The 24,501-nt window shown below is 70.5% G+C and carries 19 protein-coding genes; 11 read left to right on the forward strand and 8 right to left on the reverse strand.

What is annotated here, in order from left to right:
* Window positions 1-19 precede the first annotated feature (19 nt).
* The 5 genes from LDL48_RS02395 to chrA all read left to right on the forward strand — a co-directional run bounded on the left by LDL48_RS02395 (window position 20) and on the right by chrA (window position 5,283).
* Window positions 20-1,039 (forward strand): LacI family DNA-binding transcriptional regulator, encoded by a 1,020-nt coding sequence (locus LDL48_RS02395; RefSeq protein ID WP_225253276.1) that lies wholly within the window; start codon window positions 20-22, stop codon window positions 1,037-1,039.
* Between the two features lie 20 nt (window positions 1,040-1,059).
* Window positions 1,060-2,754 carry a cellulose binding domain-containing protein gene (locus LDL48_RS02400; RefSeq protein WP_225253277.1) on the forward strand — a complete coding sequence of 565 codons (1,695 nt, stop codon included), beginning with the start codon at window positions 1,060-1,062 and terminating at the stop codon, window positions 2,752-2,754.
* A gap of 132 nt (window positions 2,755-2,886) precedes the next feature.
* Window positions 2,887-3,402: a Chromate resistance protein ChrB gene (locus LDL48_RS02405; RefSeq protein WP_225253278.1), complete on the forward strand. Its 516-nt coding sequence runs from the start codon at window positions 2,887-2,889 to the stop codon at window positions 3,400-3,402.
* Window positions 3,399-3,833, forward strand: coding sequence for a chromate resistance protein ChrB domain-containing protein (locus LDL48_RS02410; protein WP_225253279.1), 435 nt, complete (start codon window positions 3,399-3,401; stop codon window positions 3,831-3,833). Before LDL48_RS02405 ends, LDL48_RS02410 begins: the two co-directional genes overlap by 4 nt.
* A gap of 16 nt (window positions 3,834-3,849) precedes the next feature.
* Complete coding sequence (gene chrA / locus LDL48_RS02415) at window positions 3,850-5,283, forward strand: chromate efflux transporter (protein ID WP_225253280.1); 1,434 nt, start codon at window positions 3,850-3,852, stop codon at window positions 5,281-5,283.
* Here chrA and LDL48_RS44965 read toward each other — a convergent pair.
* Window positions 5,264-5,647, reverse strand: a complete 384-nt coding sequence (locus LDL48_RS44965) for a nitroreductase family protein (protein WP_225253281.1) — start codon at window positions 5,645-5,647, stop codon at window positions 5,264-5,266. The genes chrA and LDL48_RS44965 overlap by 20 nt on opposite strands.
* Window positions 5,647-5,850 carry a hypothetical protein gene (locus tag LDL48_RS02425; protein WP_225253282.1) on the reverse strand — a complete coding sequence of 68 codons (204 nt, stop codon included), beginning with the start codon at window positions 5,848-5,850 and terminating at the stop codon, window positions 5,647-5,649. The genes LDL48_RS44965 and LDL48_RS02425 overlap by 1 nt, the downstream gene beginning before the upstream one ends.
* Window positions 5,851-5,970: 120 nt before the next feature.
* On the opposite strand from LDL48_RS02425, the gene LDL48_RS02430 reads away from it, so the two are divergent.
* Window positions 5,971-7,035: an LLM class flavin-dependent oxidoreductase gene (locus LDL48_RS02430; protein WP_225253283.1), complete on the forward strand. Its 1,065-nt coding sequence runs from the start codon at window positions 5,971-5,973 to the stop codon at window positions 7,033-7,035.
* Between the two features lie 138 nt (window positions 7,036-7,173).
* On the opposite strand, the gene LDL48_RS44170 is transcribed toward LDL48_RS02430, so the two are convergent.
* From LDL48_RS44170 to LDL48_RS02450, 4 genes are all read right to left on the reverse strand, one after another.
* Window positions 7,174-7,569 (reverse strand): NAD(P)H-dependent oxidoreductase, encoded by a 396-nt coding sequence (locus LDL48_RS44170; RefSeq protein WP_272492989.1) that lies wholly within the window; start codon window positions 7,567-7,569, stop codon window positions 7,174-7,176.
* A 249-nt stretch (window positions 7,570-7,818) separates the two neighbouring features.
* Window positions 7,819-8,325 (reverse strand): hypothetical protein, encoded by a 507-nt coding sequence (locus LDL48_RS02440; RefSeq protein ID WP_225253284.1) that lies wholly within the window; start codon window positions 8,323-8,325, stop codon window positions 7,819-7,821.
* 270 nt (window positions 8,326-8,595) lie between these two features.
* Window positions 8,596-12,651 carry a trypsin-like peptidase domain-containing protein gene (locus LDL48_RS02445; protein WP_225253285.1) on the reverse strand — a complete coding sequence of 1,352 codons (4,056 nt, stop codon included), beginning with the start codon at window positions 12,649-12,651 and terminating at the stop codon, window positions 8,596-8,598.
* A gap of 12 nt (window positions 12,652-12,663) precedes the next feature.
* Entirely contained in the window at window positions 12,664-12,981 is a 318-nt protein-coding gene (locus tag LDL48_RS02450) for a CU044_2847 family protein (RefSeq protein WP_225253286.1), read from the reverse strand.
* 317 nt (window positions 12,982-13,298) lie between these two features.
* Between LDL48_RS02450 and LDL48_RS02455 the strand changes: the two genes are divergently transcribed.
* From LDL48_RS02455 to LDL48_RS44970, 3 genes are all read left to right on the forward strand, one after another.
* Complete coding sequence (locus LDL48_RS02455; protein WP_225253287.1) at window positions 13,299-13,922, forward strand: hypothetical protein; 624 nt, start codon at window positions 13,299-13,301, stop codon at window positions 13,920-13,922.
* Between the two features lie 13 nt (window positions 13,923-13,935).
* A complete protein-coding gene (locus LDL48_RS02460; RefSeq protein ID WP_225253288.1) occupies window positions 13,936-17,061 on the forward strand; it encodes a helicase HerA domain-containing protein in 3,126 nt (1,041 codons plus the stop codon).
* Between the two features lie 249 nt (window positions 17,062-17,310).
* Entirely contained in the window at window positions 17,311-17,670 is a 360-nt protein-coding gene (locus tag LDL48_RS44970) for a hypothetical protein (protein WP_372472025.1), read from the forward strand.
* Window positions 17,671-17,949: 279 nt separating this feature from the next.
* On the opposite strand, the gene LDL48_RS02470 is transcribed toward LDL48_RS44970, so the two are convergent.
* Both LDL48_RS02470 and LDL48_RS02475 read right to left on the reverse strand, forming a co-directional pair.
* Window positions 17,950-19,206, reverse strand: a complete 1,257-nt coding sequence (locus tag LDL48_RS02470) for a PP2C family protein-serine/threonine phosphatase (protein WP_225253289.1) — start codon at window positions 19,204-19,206, stop codon at window positions 17,950-17,952.
* 288 nt (window positions 19,207-19,494) lie between these two features.
* The gene (locus LDL48_RS02475) at window positions 19,495-20,178 is read right to left on the reverse strand and encodes an alpha/beta fold hydrolase (protein WP_308016426.1); all 684 of its coding nucleotides are present in this window, start codon (window positions 20,176-20,178) and stop codon (window positions 19,495-19,497) included.
* 924 nt (window positions 20,179-21,102) lie between these two features.
* Between LDL48_RS02475 and tal the strand changes: the two genes are divergently transcribed.
* Window positions 21,103-22,203 carry a transaldolase gene (tal, locus tag LDL48_RS02480; protein WP_225253291.1) on the forward strand — a complete coding sequence of 367 codons (1,101 nt, stop codon included), beginning with the start codon at window positions 21,103-21,105 and terminating at the stop codon, window positions 22,201-22,203.
* A gap of 39 nt (window positions 22,204-22,242) precedes the next feature.
* Window positions 22,243-24,441 carry a transketolase gene (gene tkt / locus LDL48_RS02485; RefSeq protein ID WP_225253292.1) on the forward strand — a complete coding sequence of 733 codons (2,199 nt, stop codon included), beginning with the start codon at window positions 22,243-22,245 and terminating at the stop codon, window positions 24,439-24,441.
* Window positions 24,442-24,501: the final 60 nt, after the last annotated feature.

Raw genomic sequence — 24,501 nt, forward strand, 5'->3', positions numbered from 1 at the left:
TCGACAGTGGGAGATCCGCATGAACATCGGTGAGATCGCGCGCCGGGCCGGGGTGTCGCGCAGCACGGTCTCCTACGCGCTCAGCGGCCGGCGGTCGGTCAGCGCGGCGACGAAGCAGCGCATCCAGGCGGTCATCGACGAGGTCGGCTATCGGCCCAACGCCGCGGCGCGAGCACTCAAGGAGGGCCGGACCCGCACCCTCGGGCTGGTCGTGCCGCCGGCCAGCCTGCGACTGACCGACACGCAGCTGGAATTCGTGGCGAGCGTGGTGGAAGCCGCCGCACGCGCCGACCTCGACGTACTGCTGTCGCCGTCCGGCGGCGACCACGACCGGTCGTTCGAGCGGCTGATCTCCGGCCGGCGCGTCGACGGGGTGATCCTCATGGAGATCCGGCTGGAGGACGAACGCGTCACCCTCCTGCAGCAGGCGGGACTGCCGTTCGTGACGATCGGCCGCACCGCGCACCCCGAGGGCACCTTCTGGGTGGACGTCGACTACGCGGCGCTGGTGGCCCGCTGCGTGCATCACCTGGCCGACCTGGGCCATCGGGAGATCGCGCTGATCAATCGCTCCGCCGAGCTGGCCGCCACCGGGTACGGCCCGGCGCACCGCGCCCAGACGGCTTTCACCGAGGCGGTCCGGCAGCGCGGCGCGACCGGCATCGACCTGCCCTGCGCCGACGACCCCGCGGCCGGCGAGGAGTGCTTCGCGCAGCTCCGCGAGCGCCATCCCGAGATCACCGGCATCGTCACGATCAACGAAGCGGCCCTGCCGGGCCTGCAGCGCGGCATCGAGCGGGCCGGTGTCGCCGTACCGCGCGAGCTGTCCGTCGCGGGTGTCGCCGCGGCGCACCTGGCCGAGAGATTCCGTCCGCGGCTCACCGCCGCCGACGTACCCGCCCTGACCATGGGCGCCCACGCCGTCGAACTGCTCCAGGAGCGGATCGCCGCGCCGGAGAACCCGGTCCGCCACCTGCTCCTCGCGCCCCCCATCTCGCTGCGCGACAGCACCGCCCCTGCGCCACTCCCCCGTACCTGATTCTTCATCGTGGAGGCACTGTGAGCGTCCCGTCCCCGTCTCGCACCGGCGTAGGTCGTCTCCTGATCGGCGTCCTGGTCGCGGCCGGCGTTCTCGCCGCACCGGTACCGGCGCTCGCCGACGATCAGGCCATCAGTGTCAACTTCGCCGCCGCGACCACCGCGCCCACCTACCGGGCGTCCGGCTGGATCTACGGCATGACCGAGAACGGCGCCAACCCGCCCGACCGATTCTTCACCGACATCAAGTTCCGGGCCATGCGTGCCGGTGGCGCGCAGCTACCCGGCGGCGGCTGGCAGGGCGGTGGATACGACCGCCGGTGGAACGCCACCCGCGCACAGATGCTGCGCACCCAGGCCCTCGGCGGCACGTTCGTCCTGCTCCCCCATGACCTGTGGGGAGCCGACGGCGCCCGCATCGGCCGCTACCCGGGCGACAACGGCGACTGGACCGACTACCACACCTTCCTGACCCGGGTGATCGCCGACGTCAAGGCCACCGGCGTACCGGTCCAGTGGGACATCTGGAACGAACCCAACATCTCAATCTTCTGGGACCGTCCGCAGTCGCAGTACTTCGAGCTGTGGCGGCGCACCTATCAGAGGCTGCGCGCCGACCTGCCGGGCACTCTGATCGTCGGCCCGAGCCACGCCGGCGTACCGAGCACCGCCAACGGTTCCTGGTGGACCCAGTACCTCGACTACGTCAAGGCGAACAACGCGGTGCCGGACATCTTCAGCTGGCACGCCCTGCCCAGCGACCCGGTCGCCAACGTCGCGGCCGCCGACGCCACGCTCGACGCCCGCGGCATCCCACACCCCCGGCCTTATCAGATCAACGAGTACGGCGCCGCGAACGAGCAGAATCCCGCCGACGGCGCCTGGTACCTCACCCGGCTGGAACGCGCCGGCGCGGACGGGCTGCGGGCCAACTGGGCCAGCGGCGGCAACCTGCACAACGACCTGGGCAACCTGCTCACCCACGACTCCGCCGGGCAGTACCAGACCAAGGGCGAGTGGTGGGTCTACCAGTTCTACGCCGGACAGACCGGCACCGCGGTGACCACCACGCCGTCGGGGAGCTACGACGGCTACGCCACCCGGGACATCGGCGTCGGCAAGGTACTCGTCGGTGGCGGCCGGACCACCGGGAACCTCACCGTCTCCCTGCGAGCGCTCGACAGCACCGCCGGGATCATCGCGGACAACCGGGTCCGCGTCCTGGTGCAGCGCATCCCGCACAACAACGGCGGCGCGGTCAGCAGCCCGGCCACCGTGCAGGACCAGGTGACCACGCTCAACGGCAACGCCACCACGGTGACCATCGCCAACAACGCGGTCAACGACGCGTACACCATCACCCTGCTGCCGCCATCCACCCCGTCCCCGCCGCCGTCCGGCCCGCCCGTGCCCGAAACCGCGTGCGCCACCTCGTACCGGGTGGCGAACAGCTGGCCGGGCGGACACCAGGCCGAGGTGAGGGTCGCCAACACCGGCACGGCGAGCATCACCGGCTGGCGGGTGAGCTGGACGATGGGCTCCGGACAGTCGATCAGCCAGGTCTGGAACGGCTCGCTGACCACCAGCGGCACCACCGCCACCGTGACCAACGCGACCCACAACGGCGCCATTCCACCCGGCGGAGGGGCCACGTTCGGCCTGCTCGGCTCGGATAGTCCCTCCACCACGCCGACGCTGACCTGCACGGCGACCTGAGCGAAGCGCCCAGCGGCGCGGAGTATTCGTCCCGGGCGTCGTACCGGCCGCGATGTCGACGCGGCCGGTCACCCGGCGCCCAGCCTGGACAGAGCGATGTAACCGTGGTTACATCGGCGAGTGGGTGATGGCGTGGTACCGACCGGTGAATGGGTGCTGCTGGCCTACCGGGTGCCGCGGGAGCCATCGACACCACGGATCGCCATTTGGCGCAAGCTCAAGCAGCTCGGCGTCGCTCAGCTCGGCGACGGCCTGGTGGCGCTGCCCGCCGACGCCCGCACCCGCGAGCAGTTGGAGTGGGCCGCCGACGACGTGCTCGCCGCCGGTGGCACGGCGAGCGTGTGGCTGGCCCGACCGGCCTCGACCGCGGCGGAACGTGAGTTCGCCGCCCAGATGGCCGCGGCCCGCGGCGGCGAGTACGCCGCCGTCACCGCGGCCGCCGACGCAGCCGCGACCCTGAGCGGCGCGGAGCGCCAGGCGGCGGTGCGCCGGCTGCGCAACGAGCTGCGCCGGATCGGCCGCCGTGATTTCTTTCCACCGTCCGAGCGCGACGCCGCCCAGCTGGCGGTACGCCGGCTCACCGACCCGGACGCCGTCGAGCGAGAGCCCGGCTCGATCGCCGAACCGGCGCCGGGAGCCCGGTCGTGAAGTGGGCGACCCGCGCCGGGGTGCACATCGACCGGGCGGCGTGCGCCTGGCTGATCCGCCGCCACGTCGACCCGCGGCCGGAGTTCGTGTTCGTCGCCGACCCGAACGAGGTGCCGCCCGACGCGACTCCGTTCGACATGCGCGGGGTGGACCTGTCGCACCACGGCACAGACTGCACCTTCGAGACGATTCTGCGCCGCTACGACCTGCACGACCCGGTGCTGTGGAAGCTCGCCGAGATCGTGCACGAGGCCGACATCGAGGACGGTCGCTACGACGCCCCCGAAGCCCCCGGTCTCGACGTCGTGCTGCGCGGGCTGTCGCTGGTGCTCACCGACGACCACCGCGTCCTGGAGCTCACCGGCCCGGTCTTCGATGGTTTGTACGAGTACTACCGCCGGGTGCTGCTGCTCGGCCGCCCACCCGCCTGATCCGGGAGAGCCCGCGATGACGACCACCGACCCCGACATGAGTGCCGACCCGGCCGGCGCCCCGCAGCCGCCGGCCGTGAGCGGTGACGTGGTGCCGTTCCGCGCCGCGACCCGGGCCTGGTTCTCCATCAGCCTGCAGACCTTCGGTGGCCCGGCGGGGCAGATCGCCGTCATGCAGCGCCACCTCGTCGACGAGCGGCGCTGGATCGGGCAGAAGCGGTTCCTGCACGCCCTGAACTACTGCATGCTGCTGCCCGGCCCGGAAGCCCAGCAGTTGGCCATCTACGTCGGATGGTTGCTCAACGGCCTACGGGGCGGCCTGGTCGCCGGCATCCTCTTCGTGCTGCCCGGACTCGTCGCGCTGCTCGCTCTGTCCGCGGTGTACGTCGGCTTCGGCGACACCACCGTCGTCACCGCGCTGTTCGCGGGCCTCGCCCCGGCCGTCATCGCGATCGTCGTCCAAGCCGTGTGGCGCGTCGGCACGCGCGCGCTCGCCAATCCCGTGCTGGTCGGGTTCGCGGTCGCCGCGTTCGCCGCCCTGGCTGTGTTCGGGGTGCCGTTCCCGATCGTCGTCGCGGCCGCCGCGCTCGCCGGGTGGGCACTGCACCGATGGCGGCCGGGGCTGATCACCACCACCGGCGGGCACAAGGCCGGCGGCGAGGACGGGCCGGCACCGCTGATCGCCGACGACGCACTGCACCACGACCGGCCGTCGGGCCGCCGCGCCGCCGTGATCCTCACCGTCGGCGTGGCCGTCTGGTTCGTGCCGGTCGGCGTGGTCGCCGCCCTCACCGGAATCGGCAGCATCTACACCCAGCAAGGGCTGTTCTTCTCCGGCACCGCCGTGATCACCTTCGGCGGCGCCTACGCCGTACTCGCCCACGTCGCCCAACGCGCGGTCGAGGACTATGGCTGGCTCTCCACCGGCGACATGGTCCGCGGCCTCGCCCTGGCGGAGTCCACCCCGGGCCCACTGATCATGGTGGTTCAGTTCGTCGCGTTCCTCGGCGCGTACCACCACCCCGGCAACCTCAATCCCTGGACCGCAGGCGTCGTCGCGTCCCTGCTCACCACCTGGGTGACCTTCGTGCCGTGCTTCCTGTTCATCCTGCTCGGCGCCCCCTACGTGGAACGCCTGCGCGGCAACCGGTCACTGTCGGCGGCCCTGACCGGTATCACCGCCGCCGTCGTCGGCGTCATCGCCAACCTCGGTCTCTACTTCGCCGTGCACACCCTCTTCGGCGCCAGTCGCACCATCACCCACGGGCCGCTGCAAGTCGAGCTGCCGGATCCCGGCACCATCCAGCCGGTACCCGTCGCCATCACCGCCATCGCCACGGTGCTCATCTTCACGCTCCAATGGTCCGTGCTGCGCGTCCTGGCCGTCAGCGCCGCTCTCGGCCTGGCCGCCGCCCTCATCGGGCTGCCGGTCACCCAGGGACTCGCCTGAACGGAAGTGCTCCGCCGCCAGATACGGGGACCGCGGTCAGCAGCCCGCCTGGAGGAGGAGGCCACCAGCTGGCCGGCACCTGCTCACCGTGACGCCAGGCCGAGGTGTTCCAGCGCCTGCCGCAGCGTGTGCCGTCCGGCCATCGACTCCGGACCGCGGAGCCTGGGCAGGACCCGGCCGGTCCAGGTTCCGGTCGACCCGTACCGGCCGTGGTAGGCGGCGAGGGTTTCGTCGTACGCGGGGAGGTGGGCGCGGCCTGGGCGGCCGCGACCAGGGTGCTCAATTCGTCGTCGGTGACGTCGCGGTTGGCGAAGCGGCGCACCGAGCGGCGGGACAGTTGCGGGCGGATCAGGTCCGTGGGCATCAGGCCACCGCCGCCTGCGCCGCGCGGGTGGGAAGCGGCAGCCGGTGCCCGGAGCCGGCGGCGCCGCGGTGGATGCGGTCGCGCGGGGTGCCCGGCCGTTCGGCGATCAGCGCCCGGGTCGACGCGCTGAATCCGGCCGAGACCGCACCGGCGACGAGCGCGAGGTCGACCTCGCGCCCCGAGTGAAGGAGCACCGTCTGCATGAAGTCCAACATACCTATAGGCTCTATAGGCATTACAGGTAATGTGGTCCACGCGGCTGAGCGATTGGCAGCCGTCGGCCGGTGTCATCGACGCATCCGCTTCGGTCCGGGAGGCCCCACATGCGCAACGAATACCTCTGGTACATCCCCAACCAGGTCACGCCCGGACACCGCGGCGAACCCGTCACGGCCGGGCACAACAGCCTCGAAACCTTGACCGGCCAGGCACGGGCACTCGAGGACCACGGTTGGGGCGGTGCCCTGCTCGGCACCGGCTGGGGCCGGCCCGACACGTTCACCGTCGCCACCGCCCTGGCCGCGCGGACCACCACGTTTCAACCGCTCATCGCGATCCGACCCGGCTACTGGCGTCCGGCCAACTTCGCCTCCGCCGCCGCCACGCTCGACCACCTCACCGGCGGCCGGGTACTGGTCAACATCGTCTCCGGTCAGGACGACCTCGCCGCGTACGGCGACAGCGAGGGCGATCAGGCGCACCGCTACGGACGTACCCGGGAGTTCCTGCAGATCGTGCGACGACTGTGGACCGAGGAGAACGTCACCTACCACGGCGAGCACTTCCGGGTGACCGGCTCCACCGTCACGCCCCGGCCACTCGTGCGCGGCGACCGCCGTCACCCGCGGCTGTACTTCGGCGGCGCGTCGGAGGCCGCCGAGCGGGTCGCCGCCGCCGAGGCCGACGTGCAGCTGTTCTGGGGCGAGCCGCTCGACGGCGTCCGCGAGCGCATCGAGCGGCTTCAGCAGCTCAGCCGCGACCTCGGTCGCGAACACGCCCCGCTGGAGTTCGGTCTGCGCGTCACCACCCTGGTGCGCGACACCACCGAACAGGCCTGGGCCGACGCCGAGGCCAAGGTCGCCGAGATGGCCGGGCGCAACGGTGTCGCGGCCCAGAACCCGCACCGGCGCGCCGCCGTCGGCCAGCAGCGGCTGCTCGACCTGGCCGCCCGTGGCGAGGTCCTCGACGACAACCTGTACACCACGCCCGGCAAGGTCGGCGGGGGTGGCGCCGCCACCACCTGGCTGGTCGGGTCGGCCGAGGACGTGGCCAAGTCGCTGCGCCGCTACCAGAGTCTCGGCATCACCCACTTCGTCCTCTCCGACACCCCGTACCTGCGGGAGATCCGCCGTCAGGGCGACCAGTTGCTGCCACTGCTGCGGGACTAGGCGAAGCGCGAGATCGGCACCACCGCGTCGACGAACCGGCGAGTTCGTCCTGCATCGCCGGCAGGTGGCCGGTGAACCGGGCACGGCGAAGGAGTTCCATGGGCGACGGCGTCCCAGAGACCCGGCCGCGGTGACCCGTCAGGGGTCGAAGGCCGACACGTACTGGTCCGCGACGGAGGATAGGTCGCTCAGTTCGGACCTGGTCGCGGTCAGGCCGAAATCGGCGACGTCGGCGCCGAGTTCGCCGAGCAGCCGGGCGAGGAAGGTCTCCGCGAGATCAGCCACCGGTTGGGTCTCGGCCGTCACGACGGGGACCGCCACGACGCCGGCCAGCGCGTTGGCCGGGAGCTGGTCGAGCAACGCCTTGAGAACGCCCGCGTAGGACCCTTTGCAGGCCGGGGTGGCAACGATCAGCAGAGCCGCGTCCTGAACCTCCAGCAGAGCCTCACCGGTGGCGCCGTCGCCCGGCGTCAGCAGACCGGGGATCAGCCTGGCGACGTCGACCAGGACCGGCTCCGCATGGCCACGCCGCATGGCGAATCTCTCACCCACCGCGAGGCCATCGCGCCGCGCACAAGCCCGATTCGCTATCGGTAGAAGGGACCACCACCGCCCGTAGCCACCGGACGTGACCATGGCGTCCCTGCGCGGAGCGCGCCCTGTGCAGCGACCGGCAACGCACAGAACCCGTGGTCAACCCCCGAACCCGGTTTCGAGCGGTACACGGCGACGGCGGCGGGCCCGTGCAGGCCTGCTGCCGTCGTTCGTCCGGTACGGGTCGGATCAGGCTGACATCAACTCGGTGAGCCTCGTCCTGGACGATTCCCGCGCACGCTCCCGCAGCGAGCGAACGAGGTCGTCGCCGGAAGCGTCGGCACCGGACAGCGTTGCCATGTCGGCCTGCTGGTTCTGTACCTCGATCTCATACCGGTCGACGCCGTCGTCGAGCAGGTCCGAGATGTACTCCGCCGAGTTGAGTGCGCTGTTGGAACAGCTCGCCACCGATGTCAGATCACCATCCTTCCGGTACTTCACCGCGTAGTAGACCGCGGCGGCCGCGTCGTCGGCGTACGCCAACAGGCCGGGTGACTGCTCGTCACCGGTCAGCTCCGGGAACTGCTTCATCGCCTCGGCGATCTCACCCCACGCAGTGCCGGAGGGGTACTGCCAGAGCAGGTCCAGGCAGCGGATCACCGTGTCGACATCCGGAGAACGCGCCGTGTCGGCACCGACCGGGCCGGTGAAGAGCTGAGCCATTCGCTCCGCACATGCGGCGACGAACATGCTCACCTGCCCCTCACCCGCACGCTCGAAGAACTTCTGGACAGCAGGTTCAGCATCGACCACTCGAACGTCCCGATCCTCGTCCCGGATTCGCGTTGTAGACCTCACCGGCGATCGGGGTCCACCTCATTCTTGCCGATGTACGGTAGCGCGTTCTGCTCCGCATGGGCCCAGGGCAGGTTGCGGGCCGCAACCACCACGCCGCCCATGCACTCCTGACCGGCCCAAGGACACGCCGAGCGGCGTCAAGGTAAGGGCCGAGGACGAGATGCCCGCCTAACCGTCGCCGGATGGCGTGATCCGCAGGGCGAGCAGGCCGTGGTCCAGGCCGACGATCAGCGTGTCGCCGGCCGCCAGGCAGCTCAATGCCGGGTGATACACCTGGATCGCCCGGATCAGGCGGCCGGTGGCGGGATCCCACAGGCGCACGGTGCGGTCCAGGCTGGAGGAGACCAGAACCTCACGGCCGTCGTAGGCCATGCGGCAGACGCCGGTGACCTCGCGCTCGTGGCCGAGCAGAGTCGCCTCCGGACGGCCGGATTCCGGATCCCACAGCGTGATCGACCGGTCGGAGCCGCCCGAGACCAGCAGCTCTCGCTTCCCCACGACGATCGAGCACAGGGCGTTCACCGCCATGAGCTGGTGGCCCGGTGATGCCCAGTGCAGGGTGCCGCTGGGGTCCCACAGCCGTACGGTGCCGGTCTTGTCGGCCGACGCCAGTGCCACGCGGCCCTCTCGGGACACCACCGTCAGCGCCGTAACCCACTCGCTGTGACTCGCGAGGCGGCCGCGCACGACGCGGTCGTGAACGGTCCACAGCCGGACCGTCATGTCCTCGCCGGCCGAAGCGATCAGTTCCTGGCCGTTCTCCCGCACGACGCACACCGCGTTCACCGCGTCGTAGTGCTCCCGCATCTGCTCGCCCGGCGGCGCCGACCAGTCGTCCCAGAGCTCGACGGCGCCGCTGCTGTTGCCGGCCGCGACAACCGGGGTTCCCTCGTCGTCGGCCACGCACACGCTGGCGACGGTGCCCGACTCAGCCCGCAGTTCGAACCTCTGCTCGCCGGTGAGCGGGTCCCACAGCCGGATCCCGTCGTCGCCGCCGGCGGACGCGACCAGCGGGCCGTCGTCGCCGGGAACCATGCAGAGCGAGGTGACCGCCTTCAGCTGCCGCGCGTCCGCGATCGGTCCTCGGCGCGGCGCGTCGGCGTCCCAGAGGCGGACCGTACCGTCGCCACCCGCGGTGGCCAGCACCGGGCCGTCATCGGTCGGAAGCTCGCAAACGGCTCGGATCCAGCTCGAATGGCCGGTCAGCGGCTCGCGCTCGGACCAGTCGGTGCTGTCCCACAGCCGGATGATCCCGTCCTCCCCGGTGGCGGCGAGCAGCCGGCCGCCCGCGGTGTCGAGAGTGCAGAGATCGGTCACCGGGCTGGGGGTGTCGAAGCGACGTACCTCCCCGTCGGTCTCTGGATCCCACAGCCGCACCGTGCCGTCGTAACCGGCCGACGCGATCAGCGCCCGGCCCGGAGACCGCCGGAGCGCGTGCAGGGTCGTCACCCAGCCGTCATGTCCGGTCATCTTGGCCAGCGGCGCGCCGGTCAGCGGATCCCACAGCCGTACCGTGCCGTCGTAACCCGCGGACGCCAGCAGATCGCGGCCACCGGTGGGGACATGGGTGACAGCCGTGACCCAGCCTGCATGGTCGTCGAGCGTGTGCAACAGCGTGCCCGTGGCCGGTACCCAGATCCTTACCGTGCCGTCGTCGCCGGCCGAGGCCAGCAGGTCACCGTCAGGCAGGGGGATCGTGCAGATGTTGCGCACCCATTCCCCGTGCTCGCGTAACTCGCCGACGAGTGCTCGGCTGAGCGGGTCCCACAGGCGGATGGTGCCGTCCAGGCTCGCCGTGGCGAGCAACTGGGAATCGCCGGCGCGGACCGAGCAGATGCCGCGAACGCCGTCCTCGTGGCACTGCCAGTCCTGCTCGGACTGATTCGTCCGCGGATCCCAGAGACGGACCGTGCCGTTGTCGTCGCCGGACGCCAGCAGCGTGCGCCCGTCCACCGTCACCGGGCAGACGTCGAACACGGCCTCGGCGTGGCCCTCCAGAAGGGTGCGCTCCTCGCGGGGGTGCGTATGCGCCCACATCGCCCGGTACGGCACGTGGCCGGCGGCGCGCAGATCGAGGTCGCAGCCGAGCCCGTCCATCGTGTCGGCGACCGAGAACAGGGCTGCGCGTTCAGCGGGGGCGGCGCTGATGGCGGCCGGCGCCAGCTGGAGCAACTGGATGCGCGCGCGAGCCCGTGGACCGTCCGCGCACCCGGCGACCCGTACCACCCGGTCCAGCCGGGCGTGCAGCAGATAGCCGTCGTCGCACAGCAGCCGGTCGAGCCGGCCCGTGCGCGCGGCGTGCTCGGCCAGGCTGGTCAAAAGGTAGACGGGGGCCTGCGTCCATCCGGTCGCGCGGCCCGCCTCGATCCAGGCATCGACCAGGTGGCTCTCGTCGCGGCGGGTGTCTTCCCGAGCGGCGCGCAGCTCGTCGTTCAGCGCCTGGTGGAACAGCCGGTAGTTGACCTCGCGGTCGCCACTCGTCTCGACCAGGAAGTTCGCCGCCGAGGTACGGACGAACGATGCCAGCTCGGCCTCGGAGACCTCGGCGCCCAGGGCTTGCACGCCCGCCCGCCAGAGTGACAGCGGCAGCCCCGGGGTCTCCGCGTAGGCCAGCACGGTGAGGGCGCATCGCGCCGACGCCGACCCCGCCGGGGACAACGTGTCCACATACGTGTCCATCGCCGCGCCGACCCCGCCGGCGAACTGCACCTGCGACGGATCGAGCGCCACCGTGTCGTTGCGCGCTCGCGTTCGGGCCAGAAGACCCGCGACCAGGAAGTTGGCCCGGGCCAGCGCCGCGATGCGGCGGGCGACGGGCAACGCCACAGAGACTTCCGCGTACGGGTTGCCGGGCCGCTCGTCGCCCACCAGTTGCAGGGTGGCGCGCGCGTACTCGACCAGGTCGGACTCGGCGAAGTAGGCGGACTCGTCGAGATCGATCACGTCCCGGCCCGGGGCCGTGCCGAACAGGTCCAGAATGTTGCCCAGGTCGTCGCTCCGCCGCGTGCCCACCGCGACCTGGACTCCGACTCCGGCACACATGCGGGCGAGTGGCAGCAACACCGCGGACAGGAGTAGCCGGGCCTGCTGGGCAGTCACGGCCTCGTCGAGCGCGTCGACGATCAGGTTGAACCTGACGTCACGCCCGGCCAGGTGGTCACGGAGTGCGGACGGCAACTCGTCCGGTGTCCGCGGCAACCGGGCCCCGGTCGCCTTGGCGATCTCGACCGCGACATCCAGCGCACTCTTGCCCCTCGCGTGGACCGCGCAGGACACCGATCCGGTCGTCGCTCGCACGGCGGTGTCGTCGGCCGGGAGCCCCGCGCGGATCTCCGGGTCGGCGGTCGTGACGACGCGGCCCAGCACGGCTGACTTACCCACGCCGGGAGAGCCGGTGACAACCAGCGGGCGACCGGAGGCGACCGGGTCGTCCAGCCACTCCTTCAGTCTGAGCAGGGCGGCCTCGCGGCCGCGGAACCGGAACCCGCGCTCGGATCGCACCGCCACACCCCGGGCCCGGGGCAGCCAGTGCTGACCGGCCTCGGCGTCGGTGGTGAGGGTCCACCCCCAGGCAGCCAGCGCCGCGTCGTCGGCGTCCCCGGCACGCCAGGCCGCCATCAATGCCAGCCCCATCGCGGGCAGATGCTCGTCGGCGTATCGGAAGGTCTGTGCGCGGCCGTGGCCCTTGTCACTGTGTTGCTCGACGATGCCGACCACGGCCTCATAGTCCGGCGACCACAGCGCCGCGCCGCTGAATCCCTTGGCCAGGCCGGCATCGGACTCGTTCGTGAGCTGCACCTTCCCCCAGGAGAGCCCGTCGGTGACCCGGCCGTACGCGCTGCTGCCGTCACCGGAGCCGCTCGGGAAGCCGAACGCCCACCACGACCGCTGCAGCAGGGCATGCTCCGGCAGGCATCGCAACCTCGCCGGCCGGACCCGGCCGGGCACGGGCTCGGCCAGTTCCAGCAGGGCGAGGTCGATCTCGTGGCTCGGCAATCCGTCGTCCCGGCAGCGCGCCACCCGGCGCCGCACCCAGAAGCCCTCACCCGACTTCGGGAACGAGACCCACAGATCGGCCCGGAGCTCCCCGCCCGGGCAGGCGACGTGCGCGCAGGTCAGCACCAGCGTCGGACCCAACACGACACCGGTGCCGATCGCGGTGCTCGAGCGCTCGCCGGTGTGGATCGCCACCGTCCACGAGGCGTCGGTGGGTGCAAGGTTCATGACGAGGTCCGATCAGGGGCGGCCGGTCGGCGCGGTGTCCGGCCGCCAGGAGAGTGTCACCTCGAAGTTGCCCTCGGTCGCCGCGCGGGCCACCAGCCAGTTCGCCGTTCCGGTCACCTTGACGCCGAACTTGACCTCCACGCCGTCCGGCGCGAGCGCACGGGCCTGGATGAGGATCTCCCGGGCGGCCTCGATGGCCGGTGCTGCCGCCGTCCGGACGCGCCCCGCCACGTCGCCCACACCGGCGGGGTGGAAGCCGTCCACGGGATCGATCTCGAATTGCGCGATCGTCGCACCGTCCACCTCATACGTCACGATCTCCGACGACACCGGCACCCCCTGGAAATGAGCCGTACCGGCAAGGCGACGCCGGGCCCGGATTCACGTCGCCGCTATGCTGCCCGGGCTGTCACGCAGTTCGCAACCGCCATTCCATGATCCTTTTTGAGAACCTTGGCGACAATATTTGATCAATGCGCTGAACTGGCCACATAGATATCGCCGAACGAGCGGTTGTCGGAAACTGGCAACCGGTGCCCCCGTCGCTTGCGCTGTACACGAGGGATCGGCAAAATCGTGCCGGTGCGTGATCGGCCGCTCCTGCCTGCGGCGGTGATCGATTTGCCCTGCCCGCTGAGGAGCGACGAATGCCGGAAAATGATCTCACCCCCGTGCAGCGCTTCGTTCTTTTGACCTTGATGATCAGGGCGGAATCACTGCCGAATACCGCCGTCAGCAACAGCCTCAAGGCGGACAAGAGAAATGATCTCGTCAAACGTGGCCTGATCGAGGTCTCCGGCAAGCCGATGCAGCTGGAATTGACGCAGAACGGGCAGGATCGCGCTTTGCGGGAGCTGACCGCGGCGCAACCGGAGAAGACCGGAACCATCGGCCTCACTCTCTACACCACCCTCGACTTCCTGCACCGGCTGATCGAGCGGTCCGGGATCGAACCCCGGGCCCTGTTCCAGCTCCGAGACCTCGGCCGGGTCGTCCCGGCGGCGGCCTCGCACACCGTCGAGGAGCAGGTCCGCAAGGCCTACGCCGGGTTGGCCCGGCGGCCCGGCGGTCACGTCATGCTGGCCGACGTGCGGGACGCCCTGCCCGATGTGGGGCGGGCCGAGCTCGACGCGACTCTCATCCGGATGAACCGGTCCCCCGACGTCCACATCACGCCCGAGTCCAACCAGAAGGCGTTGACCCCGCGCGAGCGCTCAGGTGCCGTCAGCATCGGCAACCAGGAACGTCACCTCATCGCTATCGTGTCGTGACGGGCCACGGCCGATGAACCCCGACGAACGGCGCGCTCTCACCGCGCTGCGGCTGAGCTGGGCGCCGACGCCGGACGACGTCTGGCGGCAGCCGCCCTACCACGTCGAGGGCCTCCACCGAGACGTCGTCGACCTCGTCCTCGACGGTGTGGCCGAGGCGCAAGGCGAGGAGAACCCCATCGGGATCGCTCTCCAGGGCCAGCGAGGCACCGGCAAGACCCACCTGCTCGGTACGGTGCGCGAGCGGGTCCAGGCCGAGGGCGGCTACTTCTTCCTGGTCGAACTGTTCGAGTCGAAGGCGTTCTGGCGCAGCACCGCCCAGCACATGGTCGAGGGGTTCGCGCGACCCCGAGCCGACGGGGAAACCCAGCTGACGTTCTTCCTCAAGCAGCTGGCCGAGGAGTTGGAGATACCCCGGCCGGTACGTCGAGCGGTGATCGGGGAGTACGAGATCACCCGCCCGGCACTGGATGCGTTCGTCGATCTTTTGCGTAAACACCATCGCCAGGTCGGCATCGAATGCCAGGACACCGCCCGCGCCCTGGTGCTGCAGGCGTCGAGCTCGCTGCGCGCGCAGGACGTGGGCGACTGCTTCCTGCGGTGCAACGACGAGGAGGAGGCGGGCAGCCGGGCCGCCTGGGGAATGCGCCGCGGCAAGCGCTCGGCCCAGGAGATCGTCCGGGATGTCTCCCGCCTACTCGCCCTGACCGGACCGACCGTCATCGCCGTCGACCAGATCGACCTGCTGATCCGGCAGTCGGTCAAGTCGACCGCCGCTGACGACCGCAACGAATGGCAGACCTCCCTACTGCTGGAACAGATCGCCGGCGGGCTCATGACCCTGCGGGAGAACACCCGCCGTACCCTCTCTGTCGTCTCCTGCCTCCCCCGGACCTGGCAGGAGATCAAACTCCAGGCCACGGACACGGTGCAGGACCGGTTCCGCGAAGCCGTCTGGCTCAAGGAGATCCCGACCGCCGCGTTGGGACGCGAACTCATCGAGCGGCGCTTCGCTCACAAGTTCGCCGGCGCTGATTTCACACCGCCGCACCCGACGTGGCCCGTCGATCCGGCGGCCTTCACGGACGACATGCAGTTGACCCCGCGTGAACTACTGCGAACGATCGACAAACACGTCCGGAAATGCCTGGCCGACGACGTGATCGAAGAACTCCGGCGGCTCGTGAGCGTGCCGGACGGCACGGGGCCGGAGTTCTCGCCGGCCATGTCACCGGCGCCGGCCACCGCCGCCTGGGCCGGCTACGACCACGACTTCCCAGCGCTCGTCGCGGCAGCCGACCCCGCGGACGCGCTCGCCCCGGAGACCGAGGACCTCGTCGTGCCTGGCCTGTTGCGGGCCGGGCTCACCGCCTGGATCGCCGAGCGCGGCCCGGCCGGGCAGTCCTACAGCATCGACCCGCCGACAGGTGGCAAACCGGTGCTGCACGCACGGCTCCGCCAGGACGTCGGCGGCGAGTCCGACGAGGACGAGGAACACTGGTCGTTCCGGGCGATCAGCGCCAGGCAGCCCATCGCCGCGCTCAACCGCATCCGCAACGCCGTCACCGGCGCCGGGCTGACCGAAGGGGTGACCAAGCGCAAGCTCTTCCTGCTGCGCACACCCGAGTGGTCGAGCGGGCGGCGCACCGGCGAAGTGCTGGAGGGCTTCCGGCAGGCAGGCGGCCGGAGCCTGCCTTTCGGCGAGGACGACATCAAGCAACTCATCGCTCTGCGGGAACTCATCCGGCGGCACGGTGAGGAGACGCTGCGACCCTGGTTCGAGAAGCGTGGGCTCACCGCGACGATCGCGGTGCTCCGCGAGGCGCTGGACGAGAGCCCGGCTGAGCGGCCGGTACCCGTCCGGGCGGCCACCGCGGCGGCCGAGGTGGAGAAGCCGGGGGCCGGCGGATCGGACGACGCGGTGCCGCTCGGCGCGGCCGCTGACGGGAGCCGGGTGACAGTCGCGCTGGAAGCGCTTCGCCGGCATACGGCCATCTTCGCGGGCTCGGGTTCCGGCAAGACCGTGCTCATCCGGCGCCTCGTGGAGGAGTGCGCGCTGCGGGGCGTTTCGGCGATCGTTCTCGATCCCAACAACGACCTGGCCCGGCTCGGCGACCGCTCCCCGGAGCCGCCGGAGTCGTGGTGGCCCGGCGATGCGGAGCTGGCCGACGAGTACCACACGAACACCGAGGTGGTGATTTGGACACCGCGGCGTCAGAGCGGGCGGCCGCTGAGCTTTCAGCCCCTCCCGGACTTCGCCGGCATCGGCGACGACCCGGACGTGTTCAGCGCGGGCATCGACGCCGGCGTCGCCGCACTGGCGCCGCACGCGCGGGCCGACAGCCAGACCGAACGGGCCCGGCTCAGCAAGGCCGTGCTGCGAGAGGCGCTGACCCGCTTTGCCCGCACCGGATCCAGCGACCTGCGGCGTTTCATCGGCCTGCTCACCGACCTGTCCGAGGACATGACCGCGCTCGGCGAGGACGGCGTGAAGCTCGCCGGCAAGATGGCGCAACTGCTGACCGCCGCCATGATCAACGACCCGTTGTTCGCCGGCGCCGGCGCACCGGTCGATCCCGGCGACCTGTTGACGCCGACGGCCGGACGGCGCGCGCGGGTCTCGGTGATCAGCTTTGTCGGCCTGCCCGAGGAAGCGCAGCGCCAGACCTTCGTCAATCAGCTTCAACTGGCACTGTTCGCCTGGATCAGGCGTCACCCGGCCGGCGATCGTCCCCTGGGCGGGCTGTTCGTGATGGACGAGGCGCAGACGTTCGCTCCGTCCGGCGCGATGACCGCGTGCACCCACAGCACGCTGGTACTCGCTTCCCAGGCCCGTAAGTACGGCCTCGGGCTGGTCTTCGCCACTCAAGCGCCGAAGGGTCTCCACAACCGCATCCCCGGCAACGCCGCCACCCAGTTCTTCGGGCTGCTCACCAGCATGGCGCAGATCGACGCGGCGCAGGAGATCGCCCGGGCCAAGGGCAGCAGCATCACGGACGTCGGACGGCTCGGCCGGGGCGAGTTCTACGCCGCGGTGGAAGGCTCACGGTTCGTACGCATGCAGGCACCCTTCTGTCTCTCACATCACCCAAAGAGCCCTCTGACGAGCGAAGAGGTCGTTGAGCGCGCGGCACCCTGACGGGTTCGCGAGTGGACGGTGACAGGCGGTACGTGAATTGCGGTGAGATGAGGTTGTCGTGCGTCGTGCATGAGCCGATCAGGACAGCGCAGCCGCCGGAGGTGTGACACCGGGTCCTGCTGTCACGGATCGGGGTGTTGCCCGGCCACCACTGACGTGAAGACGATTCTGGTGGTGGGCGGCGGCTAGGCCGGCTTCTACACGGCCTGGAAGTTGGAGAAGAGGCTCCGGCGCGACGAAGCGCGGGTCGTGGTGGTCGATCCGCGGCCGCACATGACGAATCAGCCGTTTCTCCCCGAGGTGCTGGCAAGCTCGCTCCCGGCGGCCCACCACGGCGCCGAGGACCGGATCGAGCGGGTCGGCGCCTGCATCTTTCCCCCCACGCTGGCGAGTGTTCCGCCGCAGCGGATGGAACCGGGCCGACCGGGACGGGAAGATCACGGTCCATCACCTGGACAAGGTCACCCAGGTCGCCCGCGCAGCTACCTCAGCCCGGAGGCCCGGCTACCCGACGGCCGTACCCATCGGGAGCGCACCGCCGCCATCGTGATCGCGCTCGTCCGCGCCCGGTGCCGGGCCGACGCGGTGCCGGACGAATCGAAGAACTGATGCCAACGTCCGCGTACATGCCCGGTGGCATCGCCGAACCATCCGGTGTACGACCCTCCGACCCTGCCTGGCGGGCAGACTTCAGCTGGGCGGTCATTCGTCTCGTGCTGGTGGTGTCCGACGTGGATGCCGGGGCAGCCGTCCACCAGGGTCGGGTCCGAGGCGGCATTCCCCGCAATGACCGATCCCGGTCCGTCACAGCACCCGAGTCAAGGGGTCACCAAGCGGCGATTCGTGGCTGACCAGCCTTCAGGGACTGCGATTCTTGGAGGGCTGCGGTTAGCGATCAGTGCTGGCTCGGTGAGAGTCGGCCCCGGCGGTGGCGGACCGCTTATCACCGTGGCCGCCGTACCAGTCCAGGACCAGCAGGCACGCGTCGTCGGGCAGAGTGGGACCGGCCACCTCGAGGACGCCGTCGCCGAGGACGCGGACGACCTCGCGCGGGTGCAGCCGAGTCAGATCCGGCAATCGGGAGCGCAGATCGAGGGCGGCAGCACCTCGTTCCAGCATGCCGTCGGTGAGCAACACGAGACGGTCACCGGGCACTAGTTGCAGCTGGTCCGCCCGGTACGGCTTCTGGGCAAGCACTCCGAAGGGACGGTTCACCGCCAGTGCCACCGGACGCACCGCTCCGCCGCGAGCCAGGAACGGCGCCGGATGCCCGGCGTTGACCACATTGAGCATCCCGGTAGCCAGATTCAGCCGGCCGAGCAGCCCGGTGGCGAACAGGGACCCGGCCGGCCGGTTGGCGATGACCGCCTGGTTGGCGGCTTGCGCCTGTTCCAGCAGGGTCGCGCCGCGACGGCGGGCATTGCGGAGCCCGCCGACGCACAGGGTCGCGGTGAGCGCGCTGTCCACACCGTGGCCGACGGCGTCGGTGATGCTCAGATGCAGCTCGTCACGAGCCAGGCTGTAGTCGAAGGTGTCCCCGCCGATGCTGGCCGCCGGCTCCAGCCACGCCGACAGGGAGAACGAGTCGGCCTCGCAGGTGAACGCCTCGGGCAGCAGCCGCCGCTGGATCTCCGCAGCCAGGGTGAACGGTGTCGTGCGCCGACCCCATTCGAACAGGTCGGTGTGTCGCCGGTTGGCGATCACCACGAAAGCAAGGGTGTGCGCGGCGTGCGATATCCGCTGCACCACCGTCTCATCCGGCGCGGCCGGCAACGCGAGCTCCAGCAGGCCGATGGCTTCCCCGCGCTGGGTGACCGGCGCGCGCACCGCGAAACGGTCATCGACCTGCTCGACCAGGACCTGCTGGGTGCGCAGCGCCTGTTCCTGCGGGCCACCGTCGAACGGGATCACCTGAGCGACGTCCTGGCCCTGCCGGCGGCCGCCAGTGACTTCGTCGGTCGGGAGGTGCACCAGCCGGACCAGGGCGCGACCGCTCATGTCCGCGACGAGGAACGACACCCACTTTGCATCCAGGTGCCTGCCGATGGTGCGGGTCACCGCCTCGACCGCGTCGACCGGCGCGGCTTTCTCCACCGCCAGCAGCACGCCGTCGAGGTCGCTACCGCTCATCGCGCTATCGGTCACGTGACGCAGCATATGCTTGATCGATCAAGGACAGCTCACAGAACCCGTCGCCGGCACCACCAGCGCGTGTCGGAAAGAGCATTGTCGTGGGCAACCGACCGGCCCAGCGCTCGGATCCCCGCCGACCACGAAGCTGACCCGCTGAGCCCTGGTCGCAGACGGTGCCGACTCCACCACGACCCACCGCCGCACCGTCGGCCCTGCGCCTCGCGAGGCCCAACGGATCAGGCCTTCCTGGTCGATCCGGGACTTCAGCCTCTGAACGACGGACGGGTTAGTCGGGCGCCGTCACGCGGCCGGGTGCTCGTGTGGAGACTCGACGAAACGCCGGATCGCGGCGGCCGCCTCGGCGCCGGCGGTGGACACGACATTGTGGGCGGCTCCGCCGATGGTCACCGCCGTCGCCCTGGACAGGCTGCCGGCCATCCGGTCGAGCCAGGCCTGCGGGGCGATAGGGTCCTTACTGCCGCGCAGGAGCAGCACCGGCACGCGAATCGCCATGAGTTTGCCGTAGATGTCATCGGTCACCGCGTGATGCAAGGTCGCGAGAATGCGACGCGCGCCGGCGTCCCGGACGTCACGGGCGAGAATGGCCGTCTGCCGGACGTCCTCGTGCGGCAGATCGCGCAGCAGCCGCCCGGCCTGGCCCCACGCGGTAGCAGCGGCAGGATCGGTGGTGGGTCCGGTCAGAACGAGCGCGGCCACGAGGTCCGGGCGGCGTATGGCCAGTTCGACGGCGACCTGGCAGCCGAAGGAATTGCCGAGCAGCCGCACGGGACCGGTGCCGAGCCGGTCGATCAGATCAGCGATGGTCGCGGCGTGCGCACCGACGTCCAGCGCGGTCGCCGGCTTACCGGACAATCCGAAGCCGGCCAGGTCCGGGACGTACACCGAGCCTGGTCCGAGACGGCGTGCGGTCGGCATCAGATAACGGTGTGACACCGCGAGACCGTGCAGCAGCATCCACGGCATCGCGTCCGGGTCACCCGGGCGTTCGCGTAGGTGCAGCAGAAGACTGTTGATGTCGTGCGTGCGGCTGATGAAGCCGTCCGCTTCGGCCGGAGCGGCCAGAGCTGCGCGGCGGTCCCGAGCACCGAGGCTCCCCGGCCGGCTCGTGCGTGTCCGGATGGCGATGGTGAGGCTCCCTGGGTCAGACGTGGGGCAGTCCTGCGGGCCGGCCGGAAACCCCCCTCCGGCCGGCGCCCGCAGGACTGTCCCCCTCGCGGAAAAAAGCTCTGCGGATCAGCGAGAAGCTGGTGTACGAGCGGCGGCAATTGCCCGGCCGTGTCGCGCCGCGCGCGGCGGGGCACCGACGGCATGCAGGTGGTGCAGCGCCTGCCGATAGGTTGCGCCTTGGGCAGGTTCGGGGTGGGCATCGCCGGGAACAGGTCATGTTCGATCTGATAGTTCAGTCCGCGCCCTGGATGATCGATGCTCCCCATGGCGCGACTCCTCGGAACTAGCCTGCTGCGCAACGGATTCCCTGCGGGCAGACGTGGCCTGATGACAGGCCGCGGAGTCTGGACGGCCGCCGCGTCACCGGTGGAGCGAGATCGCGGCTCCCGGTGGATACCCCTGAATCGAAGGAGCAAACGGGCCGTCGCCTGTCGCCCGGCGCTTAGGACAGGCGACCGGTTTGTCGAGCCGACCATCATTGTGGGGTTTGCGAATATTCCTGAAGGGCATCCACGGAGCAGACATCTCCGCTCCGCACCACCAGTTGAGTCAGTTGCCCGACGTGACTTCTCTCGCCTGCTCAGCGGACCCTGGCAACTCGCCGGTACCGGTTGCGCGGCCGGAAACACATATGCGGGAAAGGTGTCGCCCGTCAGCCAGTCGTGGCGTCGACGTGACGAGACCGATGAACCGATCGTGCACCAAGACTCGAGGAGCACCATGACTTCGCTGCAGACCCTGGCCGACCACGGCCAGAGTCCTTGGATCGATCATCTGTCCCGGGCCTTCGTTCGTGACGGTGACCTTGCCGGGCTGGTCGCCGAGGGGATGGCCGGGGTGACCTCCAATCCCACCATCTTCCAGGCTGCGATCGCTGACGGTGACGCCTACGACGAGCAGCTACGTGAGGTTCTGCGCGCCCAGGACGACCCGAAGCAGGTGTTCCTCGCCCTGGCGCAGCACGACGTACGCGCCGCGTGTGACCTGTTGCGGCCGGTGTACGACCGCGGTGAATCCGCACGTGATGGGTGGGTGTCGCTGGAAGTCGATCCGCATCTGGCTCACGACGCCGAGGCCACCGTCGAGGAGGCTGTCGCTCTGCACCGGCTGATCGACCGGCCCAACCTGTTCATCAAGATCCCCGGCACGCAGGAAGGTCTGGCTGCTGTCGAGGAGACCATCGCCCGCGGAATCGCTGTCAACGTCACACTGCTGTTCTCGCTGCAACGACACCAGGCAGCAGCGGAGGCCTACCTGCGCGGGCTGCACCGATTGCGCGATTCCGGCGGCGACCTGCAGACGGTGGCCTCGGTGGCGTCGTTCTTCGTCTCGCGCGTCGACGCCGAAGCCGACCGGCGCCTCGACGCTCAGGACGGCCCGGCCGAGCTGAAGGGCACCTTGGCCATCGCGAACGCCAAGCTCGCCTACCAGGCGTACCAGCAGATCTTCACCGGAGCTGAGTGGGACGAACTACAGGCCGCCGGCGCGTCCCCGCAGCGGTGCCTGTGGGCGTCAACCTCGATGAAAAGCCCGGATCGGCGTGATGTCACCTATGTCGAGGAACTCATCGGCCCGAACACCGTCACCACCATGCCCCGCGCCACGGTCGAGGCGTTCCTGGATCACGGCAAGGTCGACGACACGCTGACCGACGACCTCGACGAGGCGCGGCGGGTGTTCGAGCGTTTCGCCGAGGCCGGCATCGACTACGACGACGTCACCGCGGTGCTGGAACGCGAAGGCGTCGACGCGTTCGTCGCGTCGTTCGACAAACTCTTCGAGGGCATCGCCGGCAAACGGGCCGAGCTCGTCCAGTCCTGACCGGCCCGCCCCTGTCATCCCACAAGTAAGGACATCGACATGACCCAGATCCATCAGCTCGACCGGCAGGTCACCGCTCCGGTTGCCGACACGGTGGGCTGGGACGGGCTCGATGTCCGGGCCGTGGACACGGCCCGGCTGCTGGCCGCCGACGCGGTGCAGAAGGTCGGCAACGGCCACCCGGGTACGGCGATGAGCCTGGCTCCGCTGGCCTACCTGCTGTTCCACGACATCATGCGGCACGACCCGAACGACGACCAATGGCTGGGCCGGGACCGGTTCGTGCTGTCGGCCGGGCACACCAGCATGACCCTCTACACCCAGCTCTACCTCAGTGGCTACGGCCTGGAACTGGACGACCTGCGCGCCCTGCGCACCTGGGGTGCCGCCACACCGGGACACCCCGAGTACCGGCACACCCGTGGCGTCGAGATCACCACCGGGCCACTCGGCCAGGGCCTGGCCAGCGCAGTCGGCATGGCCATGGCCGCCCGCCGCGAGCGCGGCCTGCTCGACCCGGACGCCGCGCCGGGTGCGAGCCCGTTCGACCACCACGTGTACGTCATCGCCTCCGACGGCGACCTCATGGAGGGTGTCACCGCCGAGGCGAGCTCCCTGGCCGGGCACCAGCAGCTGGGCAACCTGGTGGTGTTCTACGACGCCAACCACATCTCCATCGAGGACGACACCGGCATCTCGTTCAGCGAAGACGTCACCGCCCGCTACGCCGCGTACGGCTGGCACGTGCAGACCGTCGACTGGACCCGCACCGGCAACTACGTCGAGGACATCGACGCCCTGCACGCCGCGATCGAGGCCGCCAAGGCCGACACCGGCCGGCCGTCACTGATCAAACTGCGCACCGTCATCGGCTGGCCCGCCCCGACCCTGCAGAACAGCGGCAAGGCCCACGGGTCCGCCCTCGGAGCCGACGAGATCGCCGCGACCAAGCGGCTGCTCGGCTTCGACCCGGACGCCTCGTTCACCGTCGAGGACGACGTGCTGACCCAGACCCGTACGGTCGTCGCGCGCGGGGCCCGCGTACACCAGGAATGGTTGCCGGGTTTCCAGGCCTGGCGCACCGCCCATCCGGACCGGGCCGCACTGCTCGACCGGCTACTCAAGCGGCACCTGCCCGACGGCTGGGAGGCGGCCCTGCCGACCTTCGCGCCCGACGCCAAGGGCATGGCGACCCGCAAGGCGTCCGGCGAGGTCCTCTCCGCGCTCGCCCCGGTGCTGCCGGAGCTGTGGGGCGGTTCAGCGGACCTGGCCGAGAGCAACAACACCACCATGACCGGCGAACCCTCGTTCATCCCGGCCGAGCGGCAGACCCGGAACTGGTCCGGCGGCCCGTACGGCCGGACCCTGCACTTCGGCATCCGCGAGCACGCCATGGGATCGATCCTCAACGGCATCGCTCTGCAGAGCCTGACCCGCCCGTACGGCGGCACCTTCCTCGTGTTCAGCGACTACATGCGCCCCGCTGTCCGGCTCGCGGCGCTGATGCAGCTGCCCGCGACCTACGTGTGGACCCACGACTCCATCGGCCTCGGGGAGGACGGTCCCACCCACCAGCCCGTCGAACACCTCGCCGCGCTGCGGGCCATCCCCGGCCTCGACGTCGTCCGGCCCGGCGACGCCAACGAGACCGCCGTCTGCTGGCGTACCGTCCTGGAACACACCGACCGGCCCGCCGGAATGATCCTCACCCGGCAGAATCTGCCCGTGCTCGACCGGGGACCCGGCGGATACGCCGCAGCGGGCGGCGCGGCCCGCGGCGGCTACGTCCTGGCCGGCGCGGAGGACGACGCCGCCGTGCTGCTGATCGCCACCGGATCGGAGGTGCAGATCGCCCTGGATGCGCGCGACCTGCTCGCCGACGACGGCGTCGCCGCCCGGGTGGTCTCGATGCCGTGCCGGGAGTGGTTCGCCCAGCAGCCGCTGTCCTACCGCGACGAGGTGCTCCCGCCCGCCCAGCGCGCCCGCGTCAGCGTCGAAGCCGGCATCGGCCAGGGCTGGCGCGACATCGTGGGCGACGCCGGACGCATCATCAGCCTGGAGCACTTCGGCGCTTCCGCCGACTACCAACGGCTCTACCGGGAGTTCGGCATCACCGCCGAAGCCGTCGCCCAGGCAGCCCGCGACAGCATCCACGCCACCACGGGGCCGGTCCGCCCCGGCGGAGACCAGCAAACCGCCTCCCCCACCACAGGTGGCACGGGCGACCGACCAGAGTGACCCACATCCTGTTTGGAAAGGCCCACCCCGGGCATTCTCTCATCGAAGGCAACGAATTCT

The sequence above is a fragment of the Jidongwangia harbinensis genome, from assembly GCF_020216025.1.
GTDB classification, from domain to species: domain Bacteria; phylum Actinomycetota; class Actinomycetes; order Mycobacteriales; family Micromonosporaceae; genus Actinoplanes; species Actinoplanes harbinensis.

What these genes read in the sequence shown, in the direction of transcription:
- LDL48_RS02395 (WP_225253276.1), top strand. Translation starts at nt 20, where the DNA reads ATGAACATCGGTGAGATCGCGCGCCGGGCCGGGGTGTCGCGCAGCACG.
- chrA (WP_225253280.1), top strand. Translation starts at nt 3,850, where the DNA reads ATGACGACCACCGACCCCGACATGAGTGCCGACCCGGCCGGCGCCCCG.
- LDL48_RS44965 (WP_225253281.1), bottom strand. Translation starts at nt 5,647, where the DNA reads ATGCCCACGGACCTGATCCGCCCGCAACTGTCCCGCCGCTCGGTGCGC.
- LDL48_RS02425 (WP_225253282.1), bottom strand. Translation starts at nt 5,850, where the DNA reads ATGCAGACGGTGCTCCTTCACTCGGGGCGCGAGGTCGACCTCGCGCTC.
- LDL48_RS02430 (WP_225253283.1), top strand. Translation starts at nt 5,971, where the DNA reads ATGCGCAACGAATACCTCTGGTACATCCCCAACCAGGTCACGCCCGGA.
- LDL48_RS44170 (WP_272492989.1), bottom strand. Translation starts at nt 7,569, where the DNA reads ATGCGGCGTGGCCATGCGGAGCCGGTCCTGGTCGACGTCGCCAGGCTG.
- LDL48_RS02445 (WP_225253285.1), bottom strand. Translation starts at nt 12,651, where the DNA reads ATGAACCTTGCACCCACCGACGCCTCGTGGACGGTGGCGATCCACACC.
- LDL48_RS02455 (WP_225253287.1), top strand. Translation starts at nt 13,299, where the DNA reads ATGCCGGAAAATGATCTCACCCCCGTGCAGCGCTTCGTTCTTTTGACC.
- LDL48_RS02460 (WP_225253288.1), top strand. Translation starts at nt 13,936, where the DNA reads ATGAACCCCGACGAACGGCGCGCTCTCACCGCGCTGCGGCTGAGCTGG.
- LDL48_RS02475 (WP_308016426.1), bottom strand. Translation starts at nt 20,178, where the DNA reads ATGCCGTGGATGCTGCTGCACGGTCTCGCGGTGTCACACCGTTATCTG.
- tal (WP_225253291.1), top strand. Translation starts at nt 21,103, where the DNA reads ATGACTTCGCTGCAGACCCTGGCCGACCACGGCCAGAGTCCTTGGATC.
- tkt (WP_225253292.1), top strand. Translation starts at nt 22,243, where the DNA reads ATGACCCAGATCCATCAGCTCGACCGGCAGGTCACCGCTCCGGTTGCC.